Below are 23080 nucleotides of genomic sequence, written 5' to 3' on the forward strand. Positions count from 1 at the left end.
CCGCCATTGATTCAATAGTGAATCAACGAGCACCGGATATCGCTCCGTGTACGGCAACTTCGTGCACATTTTTTGCGCCTTTAGTATAACAATCGCAGAACTGGCACACCTCCTGCTTAAACAAACCTATGCATGCCTGGCCAGTCGTCTGGCCAAGGTGACCTCATCAGCGATGTCAGGAGTTCCAGTGAGCGACTTCAACCAACCCCTCGGCGGCAACGAAATGCCTCGCTTCGGCGGTCCAGCCACCATGATGCGCCTGCCTACTCAGGATAGCGCCCAGGGGCTCGATGCCGCCTTCATCGGCATTCCCATGGACATCGGTACGTCCAACCGTCCCGGCACTCGCCTGGGGCCGCGCCAGATTCGCGACGAGTCGCGCATGCTGCGTCCCTACAACATGGCAACGGGGGCCGCGCCCTTCGACAGCCTGCAGGTGGCAGATATCGGCGACGTGCCGATCAACACCTTCAACCTGCCGAAGAACCTGGACATCATCTCCGGTTTCTATGACCAGGTACTGGCCCATGACTGTGTACCGCTCACCCTGGGCGGCGATCACACGCTGACCTGGCCGATCCTGCGCGCCATCGCCAAGAAGCACGGCCCCGTTGGCCTGATCCACATCGATGCCCACGCTGACGTCAACGAGCACATGTTCGGTGAAGAAGTCGCTCACGGCTGTCCGTTCCGCCGGGCTCAGGAAGAAGGCCTGCTGGACGCCAACCGTGTGGTGCAGATCGGCCTGCGTGGCACCGGCTATGCCGCTGAAGACTTCGACTGGTGCCGCCAGCAAGGCTTCCGCGTGGTGCAGGCCGAGCAGTGCTGGCACAAGTCGCTGGAGCCCCTGATGGCTGAGGTTCGCGAGCAGATGGGCGATGGCCCGGTCTACATCTCGTTCGACATCGACGGCCTTGACCCCTCCGTCGCACCGGGCACCGGCACCGTCGAAATGGGCGGTCTGACCTCGGCCCAGGGCCTGGAAATCGTGCGCGGCGCCAAGGGACTCAACATTGTGGGTGGTGATCTGGTGGAGGTCTCCCCGCCCTACGACCCCAGCGGCAACACCGCGCTGATGGGGGCCACCCTGCTGTATGAAATGCTGTGCGTGCTGCCCGGCGTCAAGCGCCGTGACTGACGGTTGACAGGGCCAGGGAGAGGCCCTGGTTCGTCCCTATGAGGCGCTCTTTAAGGAGCGCCGAACACTACAACATCAAAGAGTGACCCTCCCATGTCTTCCCATCTGCACTCTGCCGACAAGATCACCACCGAAGGGGGCAAGCTAAGCACCCACGGTCTGCTCAAGTTCCTGATCCCGTCTGTGATCGGCATCCTGCTGTTCCTGGTACCTTTCTCCGTAGGCGACACCATCAATATCGGCATGGGCTTGGCCGCCGACTGGCTCAAGGCCACGCTTGGCGATGCGCTGCCGGCCATTGCCACGGTGGTACTCACGCTATCACTGGTGCTGACGCTGCTGGTCAAGCTGACCAAGCCCGGCTGGGCTAGCCAAGGTGCCCTGAAAGAGCTGTTCGACATCGCGCCGCTGTGGGTCGTCATGCGCGCGCTGGGCGCCCTTTTTGCCTTGATGACCTACTTCCAGGTCGGGCCCGAGATGATCACCGCCTCCTTCACTGGCGGAGTGATGCTCAACGACCTTGCGCCGGTGCTGCTGACCTTCTTCTTCTTCGCCGCCATTCTGCTGCCTTTCCTGGTCGACTTCGGTTTCATGGAGTTCATTGGCTCCATGGTGCGCACCCCGTTCCGCAAGATCTTTGGCCTGCCCGGCCGCAGCGCCATCGATGCCACGGCGTCCTGGATGGGCTCCGGCACCGTAGGCGTGCTGATCACCACTCAGCAGTATGAGCAGGGCTACTACAACGCTCGCGAAGCCTCTGCCATCGCCACCAACTTCTCAATCGTCTCCATCGCCTTTGCGCTGCTGGTGACCAGCTTCATCGGCATCAATCACCTGTTCATTCCCTTCTACCTGACCGTAGTCGTGGCGGGTCTGGTGGCCGCAGTCATCATCCCTCGCCTGCCGCCGCTGTCGCGCAAGGCGAATACCTACTACGAGCCCGTGGGCTGCCAGATTCAGGAAGAGAACACCAGTAACCAGAGCCTCTTGCGCTACAGCCTGGGCATTGCCGTCGCCCGCGCCGAAACCGCTCCGGGACCGGCCAAGCTTGCCCGCCTGGCACTGTTCAACGTGGCCGATATCTTCTTCGGTCTGCTGCCGCTGGTCATCGCCATCGGCACCGTCGCGCTGGTGCTGGCGGAATTCACGCCGCTGTTTACCTGGCTGTCCATGCCGATGGTGCCGGTGCTGGAGTGGATGGGTCTGCCGGAAGCCGAGGCTGCGGCTCCCGCCACCCTGGTGGGCTTCGCCGACATGTTCCTGCCGGCGGTACTGGCCAGCGATATCGAAAGCGAGCTGACGCGTTTTGTCATCGCCTGTCTGTCGCTGACCCAGTTGATCTACATGTCGGAAATCGGCGCGCTGCTGCTCAAGTCCAAGATCCCCCTCAAGCTGTGGGAGCTGGTCGTGATCTTCCTGCTGCGCACCGCCATCACGCTGCCGATCATCGTCGTCATGGCCCACTGGCTGGTGGGCTGACAGGGGAGAAAACCCGAGATGACTTCCAACGACTCACAGGCCGCCGGCAAGGCGGCCTTCACCCGCATCGATGAAAGCACTGCTGAGGACTGGGCGCTGATCGCCGCCCACGACGCTGACTATCTGGCCGGGCTTCCCGACACCATCCTGACGACCCTTGCCCGCCTGGGCGAGGGTCACCAGCCCTACCAGATCAGCCGGCTCGATCACTGTCTGCAGAGCGCAACCCGCGCTGAGCGCGCCGGTGCCGATGAAGAAATGATTGTCGCTGCCCTGCTGCACGATATCGGCGACGAGCTGGCACTGTTCGACCACGCCGCCTATGCGGCCTCGATCCTGCGCCCTTTCGTCAGTGAGAAGACCCACTGGATCATCCAGCACCACGATGTCTTCCAGGGCCACTACTACTGGGACAAGGTCGGTGGCGACAAGGACGCCAGGGAGCGCTTCCGCGGTCACCCCTGGTTCGCCGACTGCGAAGCGTTCTGCCGGGACTGGGATTGTCCTTCGTTCGACCCGGACTACGACACGCTGCCGCTGTCGCACTTCGAGCCCATAGTTCAGCGGATCTTTGCCCGGACGCCCTACTCGCTGGCCCCGGACCCCGCCCTCACTCCTCCCATGTCCCAAGGAAGCACCGTATGACCTGCGCTGAACTGCTGATTCGCCTGCTGCGCGATACCTACGACGTGGACACCGTCTTCGGTATCCCCGGCGTCCACACCATCGAACTCTATCGCGGTCTGGAAGGCGGTAACGACAGCGGCGTTCGCCACGTCACGCCGCGCCACGAGCAGGGTGCCGGCTTTATGGCGGATGGTTACGCACGCTCCACCGGCAAGCCCGGCGTGTGCTTCATCATCACCGGTCCCGGCATGACCAACATCGCGACCGCCATGGGACAGGCGCTGGCAGACTCGGTGCCGATGCTGGTGATTTCCAGCGTCAATCGCCGTGACACCCTGGGCCGCGGCCAGGGGCGCCTGCATGAGCTGCCTGGCCAGCGCGAACTGATCGCTGGCGTCTCGCGCTTCAGCCACACGGTGCTCGATCCCGACAGCCTTGAGGAAACCCTGGCGCGCGCCTTTGCGGTGTTCGACGGTGCTCGCCCGGGCCCCGTCCATATCGAAATTCCCATCGACCTGTTCAATGCGCCGGTCACTGCCCCTGGCAGCACCACTCGCACGATCATCAGCAAGGCAGCCCCGGCCAGCGATGCGCTGGACCAGGCCGAAGCCTGGTTAAGCGAGGCACGCCAGCCGCTGGTCCTGCTCGGTGGAGGCTGTGTCGATGCCCCCGAGGCGGCCCGTCAGCTGGTCGACGCGCTGGATGCCCCCACCGTCACTACCATCAATGCCAAGGGCCTGCTCGGTCGTGACCATCCCCTCGACCTCGGCGCCAATGCCTCGTTGCCCGCCGTGCGGCAACTGGCAAGAGACGCCGATGTGGTGCTGGCGATTGGCACAGAGCTGGGTGAGACGGACTACGATGTGGTGTTCGATGATGGCTTCGAGCTGGGTGGCCGCCTGATCCGCATCGATCTCGACCCGCAACAGCTCGCCCGCAATCAGCATGCTGACCTGGCCATCGTCGCCGATGCCAGCGAGAGTCTGAAAGCACTGGCGCGCCGCTTTGCCAGCCGCTCGCTCAAACGCGACGGCCACACGCGTACCCGTGCCGCCCTGGAAGCGCTGTCCCTCGCCTCGGATCCGGCCTTCCGCGCCTACGTGCCGCTGTTCGACACCCTGGGTGACAACCTTCCTGGCGCCATTCTGGTCGGGGACTCCTGCGCCACCACCTATGCGGCCAACCATCTGGTCAGCCAGGATGCGCCGCGCCGCTTCTTCAATGCCTCCACCGGCTACGGCACCCTCGGCTATGGCCTGCCCGCCGCCATGGGCGCTTGCCTCGGCCAGCCGTCGCTGCCCGTGGTGGCGCTCGTCGGCGACGGCGGCATCATGTTCACCCTGTCCGAGCTTGCCTGTGCCGTCGAAGAGCGCCTGCCGGTGATCGTGCTGCTGTGGCATAACCAAGGCTACGAAGAAATCCGCCGTTTCATGGATAACGCTGGCGTCACCCGCCTGGGCGTCGATATCCAGGCACCGGACTTCCAGACCCTGGCCGCAGGCTTCGGCTGCGCCGCCACCCGAGTCGGGAACCCCGCGGGGCTGGCGCGCGCTCTTGAGCATCGTCCCAAGGATGGGCCGATGTTGATCGAGATCGATGCAGCAGCCTGGAACGATGCATTGGGCGAACACTGATGTCCCGCGCCCCCGTCGACACGTGTGGGTCGACGGGGGCTATTGGCTCCCTGCCCGCCCCCCCTGGCGGGCCACCCCATAGGCGCTGTTCGGGCAACTGGGCAATCACCCGTCGTCTGCCACCGACCAGCCCTTGCACGGGTCGCACTACCCGGTGGCTGCCAAGGTAGTCACCACCATAATCACAACCATAAAGGACTCTTCGATGAATGCGCTGAAGCGGCTGATTGGCCACGACACCCTGGACGAACACCAGCACAAGAGCATGGGGGCCACGGCCACCTTCGCCCTGTGGCTCGGTGCCAACGTGGTGGTGACCACGATCCTCACCGGCATGCTGCTGGTCCCCGACCTGCGTTTTCCGGTGGCCATGACCTGGGTCCTGATCGGCTCGCTGATCGGGGCCATACCGCTGCTGCTGGTGGGCCTGATGGGCCAACGGACAGGGCTTCCTTCCATGGCTCTGAGCCGTCGCGCCTACGGGCCTACCGGCTCAAAGATCATCAGCCTGGTGAACATGGCGGTACTGATCGCCTGGAGCTGGATCCAGGCGTTGCTGGCCGGCATGAGCCTGAACTACGCCATCGAGACCACCACCGGCTACTCCAACCTGCCGTTGATGACCGTACTGTGCGAGACCATCGTGGTGTTGATCGTGTTGCGCGGCCACCTGGGTATCGAGCGTATCGAGCGCTGGGCAGCGCTGGCCATGATGGTACTGGCCGCCGGCGTGGTGTATCAGCTCAACCGGCACTATGACGTCGGCGCACTGTTCGAGATGCCCGTCGAATCCCGCAACGGTATTACCCTCGGCATTGCCTTCGATATCGTGGTGGCGACGGCGTTCTCCTGGATTTCGACCTCTGCCGACTACAACCGCAACTGCAAGAGCGGGCGGATCGCCGTACTTGGCACCTATGGTGGCTATGTCTGCGCGTCGATGATTGCCATGGGCCTGGGCGCTGCCGTGTCAGGCCTGTCCGTGCTCGGCGGCATGGAGCAGACCTATGACCCCACTCGCCTGCTGTCCGGTTTCGGCTTTGGTCTGCCTGCCGCGCTGGTGATCTTCTTCTCGGTGATGACCACCAACGTCATGGCGGTCTACAGCGCCACCCTGTCCTGCATGAACGTCTCTCCCGGCATGGCATTCTGGAAGCCGGCGCTGGTCATCGGCGTGGTCACCGTGTTCGGCGCCTTGATTCCCGGCATCCTCGATCAGTTCCAGAACTTCCTGCTGCTGATCGGCGCCTTGTTCATTCCCGCCTTCTCGGTAATGATCGTCGACTACTACCTGGTCGGCCGTGAAGGCTACACTGCCGAGCTGCTGCGCTCGCCGCGCCAGCTCGGTCGGCCGACGGCGGCCATCGCCATCTGCGCCTATCTGGCGGGTGCCCTGCTGGCGGCCTACTGGACCCTGGTCGCCCCGCTGTCGATCGGTGCCTCGCTGCCGGTGTTCGTGATCACCGGTGGCCTTTACTGGCTGGGATGCGTGCTGTTCACCCGCCGACGTTTCGTTCTGCAAGGAGACTGACCCATGCGCCTGATGCTGGCCCAGACGGATCCTGTTACCGGCGATATCGCAGCCAACCTGAGTACCCTGGAGGGCCTGTGCAGACAAGCCGAAGCCGCCGGCGCCGACCTCCTGGCATTACCGGAACTGGCACTCACCGGCTACAACGTGTTTGACCGCCTCGATGAGCTGGCCGACGAGGGAGCGCTGGTCGATCGCGTGGCGTCGCTGGCACGCCAGTATCATCTGCATGTGCTGTTCGGCCTGGCATTGCGCCAGGCCGACGGCCGCCTCACCAATTCAGCGGTACTGCTCGATGACGAAGGCCACCAGCTTGCCTGCTACCACAAGCGCCAGCTGTGGGACCGCGAGCACCGGTACTTTGCTCCAGGTGACGAGCTCTGCGTCGTGGACACTCGCCTCGGCAAGCTGGGGCTGATGATCTGCTACGACAATGAGTTTCCGGAAATGGCGAGGGCCCTGGCCCAGGCCGGAGCGGAGGTCATTCTGTCACCGACCGCCAACATGGTCCCCAATGCAGACCGCCAGCAGTTGCAGATCAGGGCCAGAGCGATGGATAACCAGCGCTTTGTCGCCTGTATCAATCGCTCAGGCGTCGAGGACACCCTGCATTACTGTGGTAACAGCCTGGTGGCGGGGCCGGACGGCGAGGTGCTGGGCCGGCTCGGCAATGATGCCGCCGTGCTGGTCGTCGACCTGGATCTCGAACGTATCCATGAGAGTCGCGTTCACCAGGACTACCTCAAGGATCTTCGCCCGCTGAAGGGACACTGCCAATGACGGGCTTTACCCTGCCCCGGGGAAGCGCCGACCGCTGGTATCGTACTCAGCGCATGGGTGACGACATCACCCTGATCGATGAGCCCGCAATCAAACCGTTCTACCGTTGCAATATCTGGCACCTGCGAGGTCGCGAGCGTGACCTGGTCGTGGACTTCGGCCTTGGTGCCGTGCCGCTTCGCGAGAGAGTGGCATTGCTGGCCGAACGCGAGATTGTGGCGGTGGCGAGCCACACCCACTTCGACCATATCGGTGCGGCCCATGAGTTCGACTGCTGCCACGTGCATCGCGCCGAAGCCGATATCCTGACGAGTCCCGACAACCGCCGCACCCTGGCTGATGCCTTCCTCGACGACGCCATGTTCGATGAGCTACCGCCGGCGCCCTACGCCCACAGTGGATATCGCATTCCAACGCCACCGCGTATCGAGGTGCTGGAGGACGGCGACATTCTCGACCTGGGCAACCGTCAACTCGAGGTGGTGCATACTCCCGGTCACTCACCGGGGGGCATTGCCCTGTGGGAGGCGTCCACGGGAACCCTGATCAGTGGCGATATCCTCTATGATGGCGAGCTGATCGAAGACGCTTATCACAGCGACCTGGATGACTACGCCAGGAGCCTGGAACGCCTGCGCCGTCTGCCCATCCGCACGGTTCATGGTGGTCATTTTCCCAGTTTTTCCGGCGAACGCTGTCACGCGCTGATCGACGACTGGCTGCGTCGCCATTCCTGAGTTTGTGGAGCCCTTTCGTGCAACAACTGACACAACAGTTCATCAACAACACCTGGGTCGACAGCCATAGTCGTCGCCGCCTGGCCGTGACAGACCCTTACCGCCAGACCCAGATTGCCGAAATCACCGCGGGAGATGCCGCCGACGTCGACGCCGCCGTGGCCAGCGCCAGGGCGGCACTTCCGGCCTGGCAAGAGCTGGGGGGGCATCGACGGGCGGACTACCTGGAGGCCATTGCCGCGGCCCTGACGTCCCGCCGGGAAGCGCTGATGCGCATCTCTTCGACCAATAATGGCAAGGCCCTGGCCGAAGCCGCCATCGACCTCGACGATGCCATCGCCTGCTATCGCTACTACGCCACCCAGGCACGCGCTCTGGAAGACCGCCAGGGCCGCCTCGTCGACCATGCCATGGAAGGGGTCGACGCGCGTCTCTACGAGGACCCGGCCGGCGTCGTGGGTCTGATCACGCCCTGGAATTTCCCGCTGGTCACCAGCGCCTGGAAGATCGCTCCCGCCTTGGCGGCGGGCTGCACCATCGTGTTCAAGCCTTCCGAAGTCACCCCGCTGCCCGAAGTGGCCATCGCTGAGATCGCCGCCGACATCAAGCTTCCCGCCGGGGTACTCAACCTATTGCTGGGTGATGGCGAGGGCATTGGTGCCCCCCTGTCGGCCCACCAGGGAGTCGACAAGCTGTCCTTCACCGGCAGCAACGTGGTCGGCGAAAAGGTGATGCAGGCCGCGGCCCATGGCGTGCGAGGCGTTTCTCTGGAGCTGGGCGGCAAATCGCCGATTCTGGTACTGGATGACGCCGATGTGGATGCCGCCGCCGACTGGGTCATGGCCGGGATCTACTTCAACTCGGGGCAGATCTGCTCCGCCACATCACGCCTGATCGTGCATCGGTCTCTGGCAGAGCCCCTCTATCAGGCACTGGCAAGTCGGATCGATGCCCTGACCCTCGGCGACCCACTCGTCGAAGGCACCGACATGGGACCGATGACCAGTGCCCGACAGCGTGAAGCCGTGGAGCGCTATCTTGAGATAGCCCGCGAGGAAGGCCTCACCGTCGTGCGCGATGGCCGTCACCGCGACCTGCCCGCTCAGGGCGAGTTCATCGCCCCGACCCTGTACCGGGACGTGCCGACCGACAGCCGCCTGTGGCGTGAAGAAATCTTCGGCCCAGTGCTGTGCGCGCGCAGCGTCGACAGCGAAGCCGAGGCGATCGCGCTTGCCAACGACAGCGCCTTCGGACTTGCCGCCACCGTGATCTCTGCAGATGTCGACCGCGCCAAGCGGGTTGGACGCGCGCTGCGTGCCGGCAGTATCTGGTACAACTCGGAGCAGCTGGTCATGCCCGAAGCCAGCTGGGGTGGTTTTGGCGCCAGCGGCATTGGCCGTGAACTGGGACCTTGGGGCATGTCCGGCTACCTCGAGGTCAAGCATCTGATTGGTCCCGCCGGCTGATCCCTCACCTGTAGATCCCCTCACCCATAGATCCCCACCCTCAGCCCCCCTGCTGGCGCCTGCCAGCAGGGGGGGCTCGCACGGCTTACACCGCAGCGTTGGCGTTTGACTCCCTCGTCGGTGATCGTGCCTCGGCGACGAGCAAGCCTGAATGACGGGCAAATATGCCAACCCGGGTAGTTTTCCAAAAGGCTTAGTTCGTAAGAGAACGCCTCTTTCGTTACGCATTACCCATTGTTTAAATCATTACCACGTTGTGTTGACGCCAAGGCTACACCTTCCAGCGGTAAACAATTACTGCCAACACATCATATAACGTTATTTACCTTACCAGTCCCGAATGACTGGTGACCTTTTGACAAATAACTCGGGGCAACTTTTCTGCCCCCCTGTGCTTTCGCTCCACCGTATTACCAGTGACGCCACCACCCGACACCTCTGCGGCGAGTCGTATGTAAGACCTACCCGACTTCAAGGAAGTTGACCACATGTCTACAGACCAAGAGACGGCAACCTCGCCACAGGCAACGTCTGAAACATCCCACCCACCAGTCTCCAATACCGACTCGGAGCATGGCTCAGCCATGACCCAGCACGGTTCCGAGAAAAAGACGGGATGGTGGTCCACACGTGGCCGTATCGGTCGGGTCACCTATTTTAACCGCACCACATTGGCCTCTCTGATCGTCAACGGGCCCTACATAGGCGCTGTGGCTTACGCGGTGACTACACAATCAGCAGCAGCAGAAGCAATACTAGGTACAGTACTATTGGTAACGATCGTACTCTCTATACCTCTCACCGTCTTTTGGACTCTTCAAGCCAAACGCCGCATGAATGACCAGAATCGATCGGGTTGGCTGCTACTTCTCGCTCTGGTTCCATTGGTCAATCTTGCAATCTTCATCATGCTCTACTGCGTCAAGGGCTCCAGTGGTGAGAACCGGTATGGTCCAGCGCCTGAACCACCGACATCCTCCGGCATGACGCTGTTCTGGTGCTTGCTCGGCCTTATCCTTCTGCCTTTTTTCGTTCCTCTCGGGGTGCTGCTTTGAGCATGGTTGGCTTCACCGCCCGTCGACTCTGCTAACGCAGAAAGCGCTGGATAAATGATGCGAGCGATGACAAGCCAGCACCCATATCGATTAGGCCCCGACGATAACGTCGGGGCCTTTTTGGTTTCATCGCTGCAGCAGCGTCCTGAGTCAGGCGGTGGCGGCGAGATCCGCCCCTGCCCGGCGCTTCCTCAGCCAGATCGATAGCGCCAGCACCACCAGCATGGCCCAGGGGTAAGGCGTGAAGAAGGAGGCAAACGCCGACGGCACTGCCACACCATTCTGAACGGCAGTCGCGGCAATGACCTCCTGCCACACCGCTACTACGATGTGCCAGGGCAGCAGGAAGAACACCGTACATACCGCACAGTCCATCAGGTTGGCGGCGCGGGCGGGGGAGATACCAAACTGCTGGGCCAGACTCTTGACCAGCCCCGGCCCCACCAACAGAAGCGCCGGAGCATTGGCCGACAGCGGTGTAGACGCCGCGATGGTCACCGCAACGATGCTGGTCTCGGCACTGGCGCGGTCCTTCACCAGCTTCTTCTTGGCGCTATCCAGCAGGCGCTCCATCAGACCGGTATCCAGGATCACTTGCGTCAGCGCGAGCACCATCAACGCAAACAGAACGGCGCCTGTCACCGACGCAATGCCATTCTCGATCAGCCCGGTGCTCTCGCCCCGCGCCTGGGGCAATGAGAACAGGTCACCAAGGCCGATGGCACCGATACCCAAGGCGCACGCCATGGCCACCAGGTTGCCGATAAACATCGCCTCGACAATATGGCGGCGCTTCATCGCGAACACCACCACCGCCGCCAGTGGAATCAGCATGACCAGTCCCGAGGCATGGCCGGTCGGCACCTCGGCCGTTGCGGAAGACGCCTCACCACTGGCGCCGAACACCATGAAGATCACCATGGATATGCCTGCTGCCGACAGCGCCAATGGCAGCCGGGTACGGATCACATCGGCGATCTCGGCACCCTGGGTGTAGGAAGAGACGATGGTGGTATCCGACACCGGAGACAGGTTGTCACCAAAGGCAGCACCGGACAGGATCGCCACCGCCAGCATGGACGGGTCGGCTCCCAACATCACCCCCGCCGGGTACAGCACCGGTGACAGGCCAATGACGGTGCCGGTACTCGTCCCCGTACCGAGAGCAAATACCATGGCCATGGCGAAGGCAATCAGGGTAAAGGTGGCCCCCTCTGCACCAATGGACGCGCCTAGCCACATCAAACCATCGATCAAGCCACCCGCGGCCATCAACTTGCCGAATACACCGGCCAGCAGCCACAGCGCGATAATCGCCGTTGCGGTGGAGTTGCCCATTCCCTTGAGCAGACTGTCGCAGTATGCGGTGCGCTGTCGACAGAGAAACAGACCGACGCCCATGGCCACCCAGGCGCAGGCCCAGAACGGCTTGGTCCCGGCACGCTCGAATACCGACAGGTAGATCAACCCCGTCACGAGTACCAACAATGGCAGTAGAGCGCCGAGAGTGCCCCCGCGGAAAGATAGGGGTGGAGTCATAGTGGATGTTGTCATTATTAGAACCCTCAGGATGGGTAGCGCGGTTGTCACGCTCGTGAAGAAAAAGCACTGCAGTAGGGTGAAAACCAGCGGCGCCAACTTCTACGCTGAGCCTCACCACCGCTCATCGCAGACACTCCCATGTCACCGCTTGCTGCGACTCGTTGTTCCGAATGTACCTCCGGACCGAAGATGGCCGGACTCTTCATCGTAAGGAGCCAAGAGCACAACGAAAAAACCACGAGGAGTGTCAAAGTGATGCTCCGAGACACTTTCTCAAGGTGCCCACATCAACTTGCTCGCGATGACATTCCATCACGATTGTCTCGGAGCTTCTGTGCACTCACCGGGCTGGTCAGGGGCAGACCTCAGCCTCTGTAATCTGCAAAGCCGAAGGCATCGGGATAGCCGAACAGCGCGACGGCGCCGCCGGTGTGCAGGAAGACCACGTTCTCATCTTGCTTGAAGTGGCCCTGGCGGATCAGGTCGATCAGCCCGGCCATGCCCTTGCCGGAGTACACCGGGTCCAGCAGGATGCCTTCGTGGCGGGCCAGCAGGGTGACCGCCTCGATCATGCTGTCGGTGGGCACACCGTAGCCCTCGCCCACGTAGTTGCAGTTGGCAACCACCTGCTCGCGGCTGATCACGCCGGATAGGCCCAGCTTGGCCTCGGTCTTCTGGGCCAGGGCAAAGACGTTGGCCTCCTGCTTGTCCTTGGGCGCGCGCACGCCGATGCCGAGCACTGGGATACCGGCGTTGCAGGCGGCCAGACCCGTCACCAGGCCTGCCTGGGTGCCGGCGCTGCCGGTGGCATGCACCAGATGATCGATACGCAGGCCCATGTCGTTGGCCTGAGCCAGCAGCTCCAGGGCAGCATTGACGTAGCCCAGGGCGCCGATCTCGTTGGAGCCGCCGCCAGGGATGATGTAAGGCCTCTTGCCTTCGCTCTTCAGGCGATCGGCCAGGCCTTCCATCTCGGCGGCCATGTCGGCACCGCCCGGGCGCTTCTCGACGCTGGCGCCGTGGAGCTGATCAAGGAAGACGTTGCCGTTGTGGTTGTAGTTGGGGTCTTCACTGCCGGTGCGGTCTTCCAGCAGGATGTGACAGCCAAGGCCCAGCTTGCAGGCCGCGGCCACGGTCTGGCGGGCGTGGTTGGACTGGGTGGCACCCTGGGTGATGATGGTATCGGCGCCCTTCTCCAGGGCATCGGCCATCAAGAATTCTAGCTTGCGCGTCTTGTTGCCGCCGGTAGACAGGCCGGTGCAGTCGTCACGTTTGATCCACAGGCGAGGACCGCCCAACAGCTTGCTCAGGTTGTCCATCGGCTCCAGCGGGGTGGGCATATGGCCGAGACGGACGCGGGGAAAACGGGACAGGTGCATACGGGCCTCCAGGCGAGTCATTATTGGCATTGGCGTGCTCTCGTTATGACGTTCTTCCATGAAATGACAGACGCAAGGCCCGTCAGAGAACGTGTCATCTCACCTTAAAGGCCGCCCACGACCTGCCACCAATGCCAAGTTGCTCGTCAGCTGTTAAATTTTTGCATAGCCACGACTCCTGCCTGGCCGGCAGCCACAACAACAGACAAAAACACCAATGAAGATCGAGTGGATAGAGGATTTTCTCGAGCTTATCGAGGCAGGGACTTTCTCCCAGGCGGCGGAACGACGCCATGTCACCCAACCGGCGTTTTCGCGACGCATCAGACAACTCGAGGAGTGGCTGGGAGTCGCACTGATCGATAGGCGCTCCCCACGGCTGGAGCTGACTGCCCATGCGCGTACCTACGAGCCTCAGCTCAGGGAGTGGCTGGCCCGCCTCTATGCCATGCGCAGTCGTCTTCGAAGCGATGCCCGCCAGGGACCCAGGGCCATCCTGACCACCCAGCACACCCTGACCGTCAGCTATCTGCCGCGGCTGTTGCGCCACTTGCGTCATCACGCGCCTGAGGTCGGACTGCAGATCACCTCGTCCGACCGCAGCGTATGCATTCGCGACTTTGAGCAGGGCAAGGCCGACCTGCTGCTGTGTTCCGAGCTCGAGGGGGCGCCCCTGTTCGACGACAGCACCACCATCGAACGTCTCGCGCTGGGTGCTGAACGGCTGCTGCCGGTGTGCGCCCCGGATCATCACGGCGGCCCGCTGCACCCGCTGGAGCAGGGACAACGACTGCCGCTGATCGGCTACGACACCGACAGTTTTCTGGGCCAGGCGCTGGCGACCCCCTACCTGCTGGATGCCCAGCGCCGCTACGAGATCGAGCTGGTGTGCGAGACCGCCTTTACCATCGGCATTCGCCAGCTCGCCCTGGCGGGACTGGGTATCGGCTGGCTTCCCCACGGACTGATCGAAGAGGACCTGGAAAGCGGCAAGCTGGTATCGCTACTGGATACGCTAGGTGGGCCCCGGCTGGTGGTGGCCTGCTATCGGCATCGGGACGAGCAGAGGGCCGCGGCACCGCTTTGGCATCTGCTGGAAGAGCGGCCACCGGCGGTATAGCGCTGTCATCAGGACGTGCGGATGGCCTCGCCCCCCTGGGGAGCGGCGGACAGCGTCAACTCGATGGCGTCGTGACGCCAGTACTCATCGTCGCAGTCGATGGCTCGGCCGTTCTGGTCATGATTGATGCGAGAAATGCGCTGGGCGGGACTGCCTCGCACGGCGTTCAGCGCATCGGCGCCGGCGCTGGACAGCACGCAGGTGCCAAGCTCATAGCTGACCCGGCCAACCCGGATGCCGTACTCGCGCCGGTAAAGCTCGGTCAGCGACTCCCGCGCCAGATCGAACTCGAGAATCTGTGGAAAACAGCTTGGCAGTAGATGATGCTCGACGTAGAGCACCCGACGCTCGTCCACTAGCCGGGCACGACAGATTCGATAGACCGGCGCGTGTTCGGCAATACCCAAACGCCGAGCGACCACTGCGGGGGCCATGACCTCTTCGGCACTTAGCAGCAGGGTGCGGGCACTGCGCTGCTGGGAGCGCACCATCTCGTGAAACGGCAGGCAGGCCAGCAGGTCATAGCGAAGCCGTGGCGGCGACACGAACCAGCCGCGCCGATTCTCGCGATAGACCCGACCTTCTGCCTCCAGTGCATTGAGCGCTTCGCGCAACGTGATACGCGTTGTCCCGAAGCGGGTCATCAACTCGCGCTCGCTGGGAAGCCGGCGCCCCTTCTCACTTCGAGCCTCAGCCAGCACCGGTTTGAGGCGCTCTTGCAGCGATCGATCCATGCACATACCGATGTGAATTAAGAGAAAAAATGATGCCAGGAACATGACGCTCATCGATCTACACCTATCCAGCTGGTATAGACCAATTGAGCCATACGCCACAGTCTAGTGACTTCACCATGACATCGTGGTGACACTCCTGGCGTCGTAGTATCTGCCGAAGGCTTCATCGCCAACCAAGGATTGAGACAAGACTGCCATCACACTGACACGGCGCTGTCATGAAGGCTCCTTAGGGTTAGGCACAACGGAAACTGATCTAGACCAGAAACGCACACCGGTTTCCGTCGCCTTCACGCCCCCTGACCCGGAGACCCTCCCGTGATCGTCACTTCTCTGCGTTACCCGACCCTGACCGCCCTGGCCTGCGTTGGCCTGATGTCCACCGCTGCCCAAGCCAGCTCCGCCGAGCTTGAGTCTCTGATCGAAGCCGCCAAGCAGGAAGGCCGCGTCGACAGCGTCGGCATGCCCGACACCTGGGCCAACTGGAAGGACACCTGGGCTGACCTGGACAGCGTCTACGGCCTGGCACACAGCGACACCGACATGAGTTCCGCCGAGGAAGTCGCCAAGTTCAAGGCTGAGGGTGAGAATGCCACCGCCGACATCGGCGATGTCGGCTTCGCCTTCGGTCCCATCGCCGTGCAGCAGGGCGTGACCCAGCCCTACAAGCCCACCACCTGGGACCAGATCCCTGACTGGGCCAAGGACGAGGATGGGCACTGGATGCTCGGCTACACCGGCACCATCGCCCTGATGATCAACAAGAACCTGGTCGACGAAGACCAGCGTCCGGGCTCCTTCGCTGATCTGCGTGAAGGTGACTACTCTGTGTCGGTGGGCGCGGTAGGCCAGGCCTCCCAGGCCAACAATGCGGTGCTGGCCGCCGCCTACGCGGCAGGCGGTGACGAAGGCAACCTGGCGCCGGGACTCGAGCTGTTCGCCGAGCTGGCCGAGCAGGGCCGCCTGTCGCTGGCTGACGTGTCCATCGCCAACCTGGAGAAGGGCGAAGTGGAAGTGGCCCTGCTGTGGGACTTCAACGCCTTGAACTATCGTGACCAGATCGACCGTGACGCCTTCGAGGTGGTGATCCCGTCCGACGCCTCTGTCACCTCAGGCTACGCCACCATCATCAATGTACACGCCCAGCATCCCAATGCGGCCAAGCTGGCCCGTGAATACATCCTGTCCGATGAAGGCCAGTTCAACCTGGCCGAGGGCTACGCTCGCCCGATCCGCGCCGAGCACCTGACCCTGCCCGACGAGATCGCCGCCAAGCTGCTGCCCAACGAACAGTACGCCAGCGCCCGCCCGATTCAGGACTTCGCCGCCTGGGAACAGAGCGCCAAGGTGCTGCCGCGCCAGTGGCAGTCGGACGTATTGATCCACCAGCAGTAATCACGCCAATTACCTCCCCCCCTGGGCATCGGGCGGCAGCGCCAACAAGCGCTGCTCTCGGTGCCCGCGGTACGAAAGCGTTGCTTGGGCCACCCTGATGGTGGCCAGGAGTCATCATGCAAAACCCTGTCATTCTGGTCGTGCTGGACGGCCTCAATCACGACGTCGGGCGCCATGCCATGGGCCATCTGAGCGCTCTGGTCGAGGCCGGACGCGGCACTACTACCAGCCTCGACTGCGAGCTTCCCGCCATGTCTCGCCCGCTCTACGAGTGCCTGCTGACGGGAGATCGTCCCGTCGACTCCGGTGTCGTGCATAACGCTATCGTGCGCCGCTCACACGGTGTCAGCCTGTTTGACCTGGCTCGCGCCCAGGGGCGCACCACCGCCGCCGCGGCCTATCACTGGGTCAGCGAACTCTACGTCAAGGCGCCCTTCGACCGGACCCGCGACCGCTATCTCGACGATCCTCACGCGGCCATCCAGCGCGGCATCTTCTACTGGCAGGACCACTACCCGGACGACCACCTGTTCAGCGATGCCGAAGCGCTCAGGCAGCGGCACGCACCTGACTTCCTGCTGGTTCACAGCATGAACATCGATGATAGCGGCCACCGTCACGGCGGCGACTCGCCCCAGTACCGCAATGCCGCGCGTCACGCCGACATTGCCCTGGCCGACTACCTTCCCCGCTGGCTGGCCGATGGTTACCAGGTGATGGTGACCGCCGACCACGGCATGAACGCCGATCGTTCACACTCAGGGTTGCTGGCCGAGGAGCGCCGGGTACCGCTGTGGCTGTTCGGTGACGCCTTTGCCGACCCCGCAGGTCTGCATATCCAACAGACTCACCTGTGCGGCACCCTGGCCAGCGCCATGGGGCTAACCCACGACAAGGCGTTTCACCCGGAGCTGCTTGCGATGACGGCGCAGGCCACGGCACCGGCCCCGGCACCGTCCCGAGAGAGCCTCTCATGACATTGCGCCTGCCGGCCTGGCTGTGGCTACTGCCCTTCGCCATCGTGTTTTGCGCCTTCCAGCTGGCGCCCATGGCCTGGGTCGCCATCAGTGCCTTCAACGTCAATGGCGACTGGGGGCTGGGCCACTTCCAGGAAATCGCCCAGTCCGCGTTCTTTCGCCAAGCCATCTGGAAAAGCCTGACCATCTCGTTGGTATCAAGCGCCATGGGTCTGATCATCGCCACCGTCACCTGTCACGCGCTTATGCGTTCCGGACCGCGACTGCGCCGCGCGATGATCGCCTTCACCAACATGACCTCCAACTTCGCCGGGGTGCCCCTGGCCTTCGCCTTTATCATCCTGCTGGGGGCCAACGGCGTGCTGACCTTGGCACTTCAACAACTCGGCATCATCGAGGACGTGCGCCTCTACTCCACCGGCGGATTGATCGTCATCTATACCTGGTTCCAGATACCGCTCGGCATCCTGCTGCTGTTTCCGGCCTTTTCAGGCCTCAAGGCCGAGTGGCGTGATGCCGCCCACCTGTTGGGCGCCGGACGCATCGCCTATTGGCAGCGGATCGGCCTGCCGGTGCTATGGCCGGCTCTGGCGGGCACCTTCACGGTGCTGTTCGCCAACGCCATGGGCGCCTATGCCACCGTCTATGCGCTGGTCAACACCAGCTACAACCTGATGACGATACGCATCGCCAACCTGGTCGCGGGAGACCTCTTCCTTGAGCCCAACCTGGCCAGTGCCCTGGCGCTGGTCCTGGTGGTGCTGCTGGTACTGGTCACCCTGGTGCAACAATGGCTGTTGAGAAGGAGTGCACAGCATGGCTCACGCTGACACCATGCCCGCTCGCCCGACCGCCGCGTCGCTGTCGGCAACCTTTAATCCCTACTCCTGGGTCGTCGGCGGGGTCTTTGCGGTGCTGGCTCTGCCCCTGGTAGCCACACTGGGCTACGCCCTGGCCACACGCTGGGGCGCGACCCTGACGCCAGACGGCCTGACCCTGGCCTGGTTCATCGAGCTGTGGACCACCCCTCGCTTTCTGGCGGCCTTTGCGCGCTCGCTGTTTATCGCCGTGGGGGCTCTGGCGCTATCTCTGGCACTGGTACTTCCGGTCGCCCTGTTGGCCCATACCCGCTATCCGCGACTCGATCGCTGGATGAACACGCTGATCTTGATGCCGTTTGCGGTGCCGCCAGTCGTCTCCTCGGTGGGCTTGCTGCAACTCTACGCCGGTGGGCCGCTGGCGCTGGTAGGAACACCCTGGATCCTGATTCCTACCTACTTCACCATCGTCCTGCCGTTCATGTATCGCGCCATTGCCAACAGCCTGAGGGCGGTGGACGTGCAAAGCCTGATGGACGCCGCGCAGCTGCTCGGCGCTGGCCCCGTGAAGGCGTTTTTTCTGGTGGTTCTGCCCAACCTGAGAGGTGGCGTGCAGATCGCCGTCTTCCTCTCGTTCTCCTTCCTGGTGGGTGAGTTCGTGTTTGCCAACATGCTGGTGGGCACCCGCTTCGAGACACTGCAGGTCTACCTCAACAACATGCGCGGCGCCAGCGGCCACTTCACCAGCGCTCTGGTGATTACCCTGTTCGTCTTCACCCTGATCCTGACCTGGCTGGGCAATCGCCAGGCGGAACACACTATTACGGAGGCCGCACGATGATGGCTGCCACCACTCGCCCCCCCTCGTCAGCGACCACGCCCCAAGCATCACAGGCGGCCTATCGCCAGCAGCCGGCCATCGCGTCAGGCGCCACGGCCGCGAGCGCCTCCCGCCACACCGATCATGCATCCAGCGGCAACGCGATTTCGCTCAAGGGGCTGGCCAAGCGTTTTGGCGACACCGATGTCTTTGCCAATATCGATGCCGATATCGCCCACGGTGAATTCATCACCCTGCTGGGCCCATCCGGCTGCGGCAAGTCGACCCTGTTGCGGGCGATCGCCGGTCTCACGTCCCTGAATGCGGGCCAAATCCTGGTGGGCGATACCGACATCACTCACCTCCCCCCTCAGCGCCGTGGCGTCGGCATGGTGTTTCAGCACTACGCCCTGTTTCCCAACATGAGGGTGGCCGACAACGTCGCCTTCGGCCTGCGCATGCAGAAGGTACCCAGTGACGAGCGCGCGCGCCGCGTGGACGAGGTGTTGCGCCTGGTCGAGATGCAGGACCAAGCCCACAAGTTCCCTCATCAACTGTCTGGCGGTCAGTGCCAGCGGGTAGCGCTGGCAAGATCTCTGGTGGTCGAGCCCAGGGTGCTGCTGATGGATGAGCCCCTGTCCGCGCTGGACGCCCGCATTCGCAAGCACCTGCGTGATCAGATCCGGGAAATTCAGACGTCGCTGGGCCTGACGACCCTGTTCGTGACCCATGATCAGGAAGAAGCCATGCTGATGTCCGACCGGGTGTTCCTGATGCACCAGGGACGCATCCTGCAACAGGACAGCGCCGAGGCCATCTATACCCGTCCACGGGATGAGAACGCTGCCGGCTTCATGGGCCACTACTGTCTGCTCGATGCCGTCGAGGCCGCTCCGCTGCTCGGCTATCGCAGCAAGGCTGGCCGCGTTGCCCTGCGCCCTGAAGCGCTCTACCTGAGCGTGGCGGGCATGCCCCTGGGCGGCGAGCACCCCGAGCGGGTAGGACCTGGCGTGCACGGGGTAGTGCGTCGACACCGACTGCTCGGTAACATCGTGCGCTACGACATCGACTGTGCCGGCGTCAGCCTGACCGTCGATACCCTCAATCGCTCCGCTCGCACCTTGCTGCCGCAAGGCCAGCAGGTGACGGTCCACGTCGATCTCGACGAGGTTCAGGAGCTGGATACATGAATGACCCGACGAGCCCTTGCCCCATGACCACCGATGCCTGCCGTGTGGCGACATCCGAGACGCCTGATGCGCCCATCACCCTGGCCCTGTTCGACCTGGACGATACGCTGCTCGACGGCGACATCACCCGCCTGTGGAGCCAATGGCTGATCGAGCTTGGCTGGATCGACGACGGCGAGGAATATCATGCCGCCTTTGCCGAGCATATGGCGGCCTACGCCGCTGGCACGCTCGACATGGAAGCCCATCTGGCGCTGTTGCTGACACCCCTGACGGGGCGCCGCGAGGCCGACGTCAGGGAGCAGGTGGACGCCTTTCTCGAGGCCGAGGTGGTGCCGCGACTGTTCGCCCAGGGACACGATCGACTTGCCTGGCACCGCGACCAGGGCCACCGTGTGGTCATTATCTCTGCCTCACCGATCCATGTGGTCGGGCCGCTGGCCGAGCGCCTCGGCGCTGATCAGGCGCTGGCCACGCGTCTGGAGATCGACGCCGAGGGTCGATATACCGGCCGCGCCCAAGGCATTCGCACCTTCCGTGAAGGCAAGCTTGCGGCTCTGGAAGCCTGGCTCGACGAGCATACGCCAGCCCTCAGCTACGGCTACTCGGACTCACGTAACGACTTGCCGCTGCTGGAGTTTGTCGACCGTCCCTTCGCCATCAACCCGGATCCGACGCTTGACGCCGCCGCACAGGTCCGCGGCTGGCCGGTGCAGTGGTGGCGGCAGCAAGGCTAAGCGTGGACAAGGCCAGGCGTGGAGTCAGCGGGTGGAAGAGGCTAGGCTGTCACCTACCTTTTGACGTGAAACGAGCCCCCTGAATGACATCCTCCGCCACCATCGCCCTGCTGGGCACCGGCATCATGGGCCTGCCCATGGGCCGCCACCTGATTCGTGCAGGCTATGACCTGCGCGCCTGGAACCGCAGCATCGACAAGGCCGCCCCGCTGGGCGAGCTTGGCGCCACCCTGGTCGAGACGCCCGCCGAGGCGGTACAGGGTGCTCAGGCGGTGGTGATGATGGTGAGCTCAGGCCCGGTGTGCGAGACGCTGTTGTTCGGCGACGAGGGCATCGCCCCTCAACTGGCTCACGGCAGCCTGATCATCGTGATGTCGACCATCGCTCGCAGCGAAGCGGTCGCCTTGGCAGAGCGCTGTCGCGAGCTTGGCCTCGGCTGGGTGGACGCGCCGGTGTCCGGCGGCGAACGTGGCGCTCAGGAAGGCTCGCTGTCCATCATGGCCGGCGCACTGGACGCCGACTATGAACGGGCGAAGCCGATTCTTCAGGCCATGGGCCACCCTCTTCACATCGGCCCCGTCGGCAGTGGCGCCCTGGCCAAGCTGGTCAACCAGCTGACCGTGGCCAGTACCATCGCCGCCGTCTCCGAGGCTCTGGTGCTGGCAGAGGCCGGCGGCGCCGACCCGGCCAAGGTCCGCCAGGCCATGCTGGGCGGCTTCGCCTACTCGCGTATCCTCGAGCAGCACGGCCAGCGCATGCTGGATGGCGACTTTGCGCCGGGCGGCCCGGCCAAGCACCAGCTCAAGGATACCCACGCCGCCTGCGATGTTGCTCGGGAGCTCGGCCTCGATCTGCCGTTGCTCGCGTTGACCGATCGCCTGTTCAACGACCTGGTCGACGCCGGCGGCGCCGACCTCGACCACAGCGCGCTGCTACTCGAGATCAAGCGACGCAACGGTATGGATGCCGGTGAACTCGAGCGTTGATGCCAGACGTCAGCGCTGACAGTCTCGGAACTACAACCTGAGCCCTGGAGCGATGACATCGAGAAACGCCTGGATACGCGCCGACAGGGCGGTGTTGCGGTAGTAGACGGCCTGCACCTGCTCCCGTGGACCACCATGGCGCATCGCCTCGGGTAGCAGGACCTCAAGCTGCCCGCTGGCGATATCATCACCGACCATGAAGTTGGACAGGCAGGCAATGCCCTCTCCGGCGAGGCACAGACGCCGCATCACTTCGCCACTGGAGGTGGACATCGAAGGGCTGATCTCGTCATCCATTCCCTCCACCGGCCACCGATTCAAGCTACTGGGAGCGAGAAATCCGATCAGTTGATGCTGTTCGAGCTCCGTCACCGACGTGGGCCTGCCGGCGCGCGAGAGATAGCCAGGACTAGCCACCAGGTGCAGACGCGAGCGCCCCAGCAGTCGCGCGTGCAGGGTGGAGTCCGCCAGGGCGCCAATCCGAATGGCCACATCGGCACGCTGTTCCAGCAGATTGATGATGTCATCGCTGGCAGACAGCTCCAGCTCGATACCGGGATAGCGGCGCCGAAACTCCCCGACCAACGGCACCAGTTGATGCAGCACGAAGGGGCTGGCGGAGTCCACCCGCAATCGGCCAGCAGGCTCTCCCCGTCGCAGCGCCAGCGACTCCTCTGCCGCGTTCAAGCGCTCTAGTCCTTCGCGTACCTCGGCGACAAAGCGGCTGCCCTCATCCGTCAGCGCCACACTGCGCGTCGTACGGTTCAGCAGGGGCACATCGAGCCGCTGCTCCAGCCGCTGGACCGCTCTCGATATACGTGCCACCGGCACGTCCAGGCGAGTGGAGGCGGCACTGAAACCACCGCTATCCACCACCGCCAGCAATAGCTCCAGGTCCTCCGAGCGAGTCTTCATGAGGCCCCTCCTCGTCC

21 protein-coding genes are annotated in these 23080 nt (G+C 63.4%); 17 read left to right on the forward strand and 4 right to left on the reverse strand.

The window, feature by feature from the left end:
• Window positions 1-187 precede the first annotated feature (187 nt).
• The 9 genes from speB to KUV41_RS01235 all read left to right on the forward strand — a co-directional run bounded on the left by speB (window position 188) and on the right by KUV41_RS01235 (window position 10447).
• On the forward strand, window positions 188-1138 hold the full coding sequence (gene speB, locus KUV41_RS01195) for an agmatinase (RefSeq protein WP_224852151.1): 951 nt from the start codon (window positions 188-190) through the stop codon (window positions 1136-1138).
• 93 nt (window positions 1139-1231) lie between these two features.
• On the forward strand, window positions 1232-2617 hold the full coding sequence (locus tag KUV41_RS01200; protein ID WP_206944058.1) for a YjiH family protein: 1386 nt from the start codon (window positions 1232-1234) through the stop codon (window positions 2615-2617).
• An 18-nt stretch (window positions 2618-2635) separates the two neighbouring features.
• Window positions 2636-3262, forward strand: coding sequence for an HD domain-containing protein (locus tag KUV41_RS01205; RefSeq protein WP_222483807.1), 627 nt, complete (start codon window positions 2636-2638; stop codon window positions 3260-3262).
• Window positions 3259-4878 (forward strand): 5-guanidino-2-oxopentanoate decarboxylase, encoded by a 1620-nt coding sequence (locus KUV41_RS01210; protein WP_222164095.1) that lies wholly within the window; start codon window positions 3259-3261, stop codon window positions 4876-4878. Before KUV41_RS01205 ends, KUV41_RS01210 begins: the two co-directional genes overlap by 4 nt.
• A 205-nt stretch (window positions 4879-5083) precedes the next feature.
• Window positions 5084-6409 (forward strand): purine-cytosine permease family protein, encoded by a 1326-nt coding sequence (locus KUV41_RS01215; protein WP_222483808.1) that lies wholly within the window; start codon window positions 5084-5086, stop codon window positions 6407-6409.
• Between the two features lie 3 nt (window positions 6410-6412).
• Window positions 6413-7189 (forward strand): carbon-nitrogen hydrolase family protein, encoded by a 777-nt coding sequence (locus tag KUV41_RS01220; protein ID WP_222164097.1) that lies wholly within the window; start codon window positions 6413-6415, stop codon window positions 7187-7189.
• The gene (locus KUV41_RS01225; protein WP_222483809.1) at window positions 7186-7926 is read left to right on the forward strand and encodes an MBL fold metallo-hydrolase; all 741 of its coding nucleotides are present in this window, start codon (window positions 7186-7188) and stop codon (window positions 7924-7926) included. Before KUV41_RS01220 ends, KUV41_RS01225 begins: the two co-directional genes overlap by 4 nt.
• 17 nt (window positions 7927-7943) lie before the next feature.
• Entirely contained in the window at window positions 7944-9392 is a 1449-nt protein-coding gene (locus tag KUV41_RS01230) for an aldehyde dehydrogenase family protein (RefSeq protein WP_206944066.1), read from the forward strand.
• Window positions 9393-9880: 488 nt separating this feature from the next.
• On the forward strand, window positions 9881-10447 hold the full coding sequence (locus KUV41_RS01235; RefSeq protein WP_222483810.1) for a DUF805 domain-containing protein: 567 nt from the start codon (window positions 9881-9883) through the stop codon (window positions 10445-10447).
• A 150-nt stretch (window positions 10448-10597) separates the two neighbouring features.
• On the opposite strand, the gene KUV41_RS01240 is transcribed toward KUV41_RS01235, so the two are convergent.
• The gene (locus KUV41_RS01240) at window positions 10598-11986 is read right to left on the reverse strand and encodes a Na+/H+ antiporter NhaC family protein (RefSeq protein WP_222483812.1); all 1389 of its coding nucleotides are present in this window, start codon (window positions 11984-11986) and stop codon (window positions 10598-10600) included.
• A gap of 368 nt (window positions 11987-12354) precedes the next feature.
• Window positions 12355-13368, reverse strand: a complete 1014-nt coding sequence (locus KUV41_RS01245) for a D-cysteine desulfhydrase (RefSeq protein WP_222483814.1) — start codon at window positions 13366-13368, stop codon at window positions 12355-12357.
• 217 nt (window positions 13369-13585) lie between these two features.
• Between KUV41_RS01245 and KUV41_RS01250 the strand changes: the two genes are divergently transcribed.
• Window positions 13586-14488 (forward strand): LysR family transcriptional regulator, encoded by a 903-nt coding sequence (locus KUV41_RS01250; protein ID WP_222483816.1) that lies wholly within the window; start codon window positions 13586-13588, stop codon window positions 14486-14488.
• Window positions 14489-14496: 8 nt separating this feature from the next.
• Here the strand turns inward: KUV41_RS01250 and KUV41_RS01255 are convergent, their stop codons facing one another.
• Window positions 14497-15222: a UTRA domain-containing protein gene (locus KUV41_RS01255; RefSeq protein ID WP_261395878.1), complete on the reverse strand. Its 726-nt coding sequence runs from the start codon at window positions 15220-15222 to the stop codon at window positions 14497-14499.
• A gap of 321 nt (window positions 15223-15543) precedes the next feature.
• Between KUV41_RS01255 and KUV41_RS01260 the strand changes: the two genes are divergently transcribed.
• From KUV41_RS01260 to KUV41_RS01290, 7 genes are all read left to right on the forward strand, one after another.
• A complete protein-coding gene (locus KUV41_RS01260) occupies window positions 15544-16620 on the forward strand; it encodes an ABC transporter substrate-binding protein (RefSeq protein WP_315900526.1) in 1077 nt (358 codons plus the stop codon).
• Between the two features lie 116 nt (window positions 16621-16736).
• Window positions 16737-17597 carry an alkaline phosphatase family protein gene (locus KUV41_RS01265; RefSeq protein WP_222483820.1) on the forward strand — a complete coding sequence of 287 codons (861 nt, stop codon included), beginning with the start codon at window positions 16737-16739 and terminating at the stop codon, window positions 17595-17597.
• On the forward strand, window positions 17594-18427 hold the full coding sequence (locus tag KUV41_RS01270) for an ABC transporter permease (RefSeq protein WP_206944080.1): 834 nt from the start codon (window positions 17594-17596) through the stop codon (window positions 18425-18427). The genes KUV41_RS01265 and KUV41_RS01270 overlap by 4 nt, the downstream gene beginning before the upstream one ends.
• Complete coding sequence (locus KUV41_RS01275; RefSeq protein WP_222483823.1) at window positions 18414-19256, forward strand: ABC transporter permease subunit; 843 nt, start codon at window positions 18414-18416, stop codon at window positions 19254-19256. The genes KUV41_RS01270 and KUV41_RS01275 overlap by 14 nt, the downstream gene beginning before the upstream one ends.
• Window positions 19253-20425: an ABC transporter ATP-binding protein gene (locus KUV41_RS01280; protein ID WP_261395879.1), complete on the forward strand. Its 1173-nt coding sequence runs from the start codon at window positions 19253-19255 to the stop codon at window positions 20423-20425. The genes KUV41_RS01275 and KUV41_RS01280 overlap by 4 nt, the downstream gene beginning before the upstream one ends.
• Entirely contained in the window at window positions 20422-21162 is a 741-nt protein-coding gene (locus KUV41_RS01285) for an HAD family hydrolase (protein ID WP_222483828.1), read from the forward strand. The genes KUV41_RS01280 and KUV41_RS01285 overlap by 4 nt, the downstream gene beginning before the upstream one ends.
• 83 nt (window positions 21163-21245) lie before the next feature.
• The gene (locus KUV41_RS01290) at window positions 21246-22148 is read left to right on the forward strand and encodes an NAD(P)-dependent oxidoreductase (RefSeq protein ID WP_222483830.1); all 903 of its coding nucleotides are present in this window, start codon (window positions 21246-21248) and stop codon (window positions 22146-22148) included.
• Between the two features lie 30 nt (window positions 22149-22178).
• On the opposite strand, the gene KUV41_RS01295 is transcribed toward KUV41_RS01290, so the two are convergent.
• Window positions 22179-23063: a LysR family transcriptional regulator gene (locus tag KUV41_RS01295; protein ID WP_222483832.1), complete on the reverse strand. Its 885-nt coding sequence runs from the start codon at window positions 23061-23063 to the stop codon at window positions 22179-22181.
• Window positions 23064-23080: the final 17 nt, after the last annotated feature.

The sequence above is a fragment of the Halomonas sp. DP8Y7-1 genome, from assembly GCF_019801685.1.
Taxonomy (GTDB): domain Bacteria; phylum Pseudomonadota; class Gammaproteobacteria; order Pseudomonadales; family Halomonadaceae; genus Halomonas; species Halomonas litopenaei_A.

Excerpts from the sequence above, each read along its gene's own strand:
- KUV41_RS01200 (WP_206944058.1), top strand. The coding sequence starts at position 1,232 with ATGTCTTCCCATCTGCACTCTGCCGACAAGATCACCACCGAAGGGGGC.
- KUV41_RS01205 (WP_222483807.1), top strand. The coding sequence starts at position 2,636 with ATGACTTCCAACGACTCACAGGCCGCCGGCAAGGCGGCCTTCACCCGC.
- KUV41_RS01210 (WP_222164095.1), top strand. The coding sequence starts at position 3,259 with ATGACCTGCGCTGAACTGCTGATTCGCCTGCTGCGCGATACCTACGAC.
- KUV41_RS01215 (WP_222483808.1), top strand. The coding sequence starts at position 5,084 with ATGAATGCGCTGAAGCGGCTGATTGGCCACGACACCCTGGACGAACAC.
- KUV41_RS01220 (WP_222164097.1), top strand. The coding sequence starts at position 6,413 with ATGCGCCTGATGCTGGCCCAGACGGATCCTGTTACCGGCGATATCGCA.
- KUV41_RS01225 (WP_222483809.1), top strand. The coding sequence starts at position 7,186 with ATGACGGGCTTTACCCTGCCCCGGGGAAGCGCCGACCGCTGGTATCGT.
- KUV41_RS01235 (WP_222483810.1), top strand. The coding sequence starts at position 9,881 with ATGTCTACAGACCAAGAGACGGCAACCTCGCCACAGGCAACGTCTGAA.
- KUV41_RS01240 (WP_222483812.1), bottom strand. The coding sequence starts at position 11,986 with ATGACTCCACCCCTATCTTTCCGCGGGGGCACTCTCGGCGCTCTACTG.
- KUV41_RS01245 (WP_222483814.1), bottom strand. The coding sequence starts at position 13,368 with ATGCACCTGTCCCGTTTTCCCCGCGTCCGTCTCGGCCATATGCCCACC.
- KUV41_RS01250 (WP_222483816.1), top strand. The coding sequence starts at position 13,586 with ATGAAGATCGAGTGGATAGAGGATTTTCTCGAGCTTATCGAGGCAGGG.
- KUV41_RS01255 (WP_261395878.1), bottom strand. The coding sequence starts at position 15,222 with ATGGATCGATCGCTGCAAGAGCGCCTCAAACCGGTGCTGGCTGAGGCT.
- KUV41_RS01265 (WP_222483820.1), top strand. The coding sequence starts at position 16,737 with ATGCAAAACCCTGTCATTCTGGTCGTGCTGGACGGCCTCAATCACGAC.
- KUV41_RS01270 (WP_206944080.1), top strand. The coding sequence starts at position 17,594 with ATGACATTGCGCCTGCCGGCCTGGCTGTGGCTACTGCCCTTCGCCATC.
- KUV41_RS01275 (WP_222483823.1), top strand. The coding sequence starts at position 18,414 with ATGGCTCACGCTGACACCATGCCCGCTCGCCCGACCGCCGCGTCGCTG.
- KUV41_RS01280 (WP_261395879.1), top strand. The coding sequence starts at position 19,253 with ATGATGGCTGCCACCACTCGCCCCCCCTCGTCAGCGACCACGCCCCAA.
- KUV41_RS01285 (WP_222483828.1), top strand. The coding sequence starts at position 20,422 with ATGAATGACCCGACGAGCCCTTGCCCCATGACCACCGATGCCTGCCGT.
- KUV41_RS01290 (WP_222483830.1), top strand. The coding sequence starts at position 21,246 with ATGACATCCTCCGCCACCATCGCCCTGCTGGGCACCGGCATCATGGGC.
- KUV41_RS01295 (WP_222483832.1), bottom strand. The coding sequence starts at position 23,063 with ATGAAGACTCGCTCGGAGGACCTGGAGCTATTGCTGGCGGTGGTGGAT.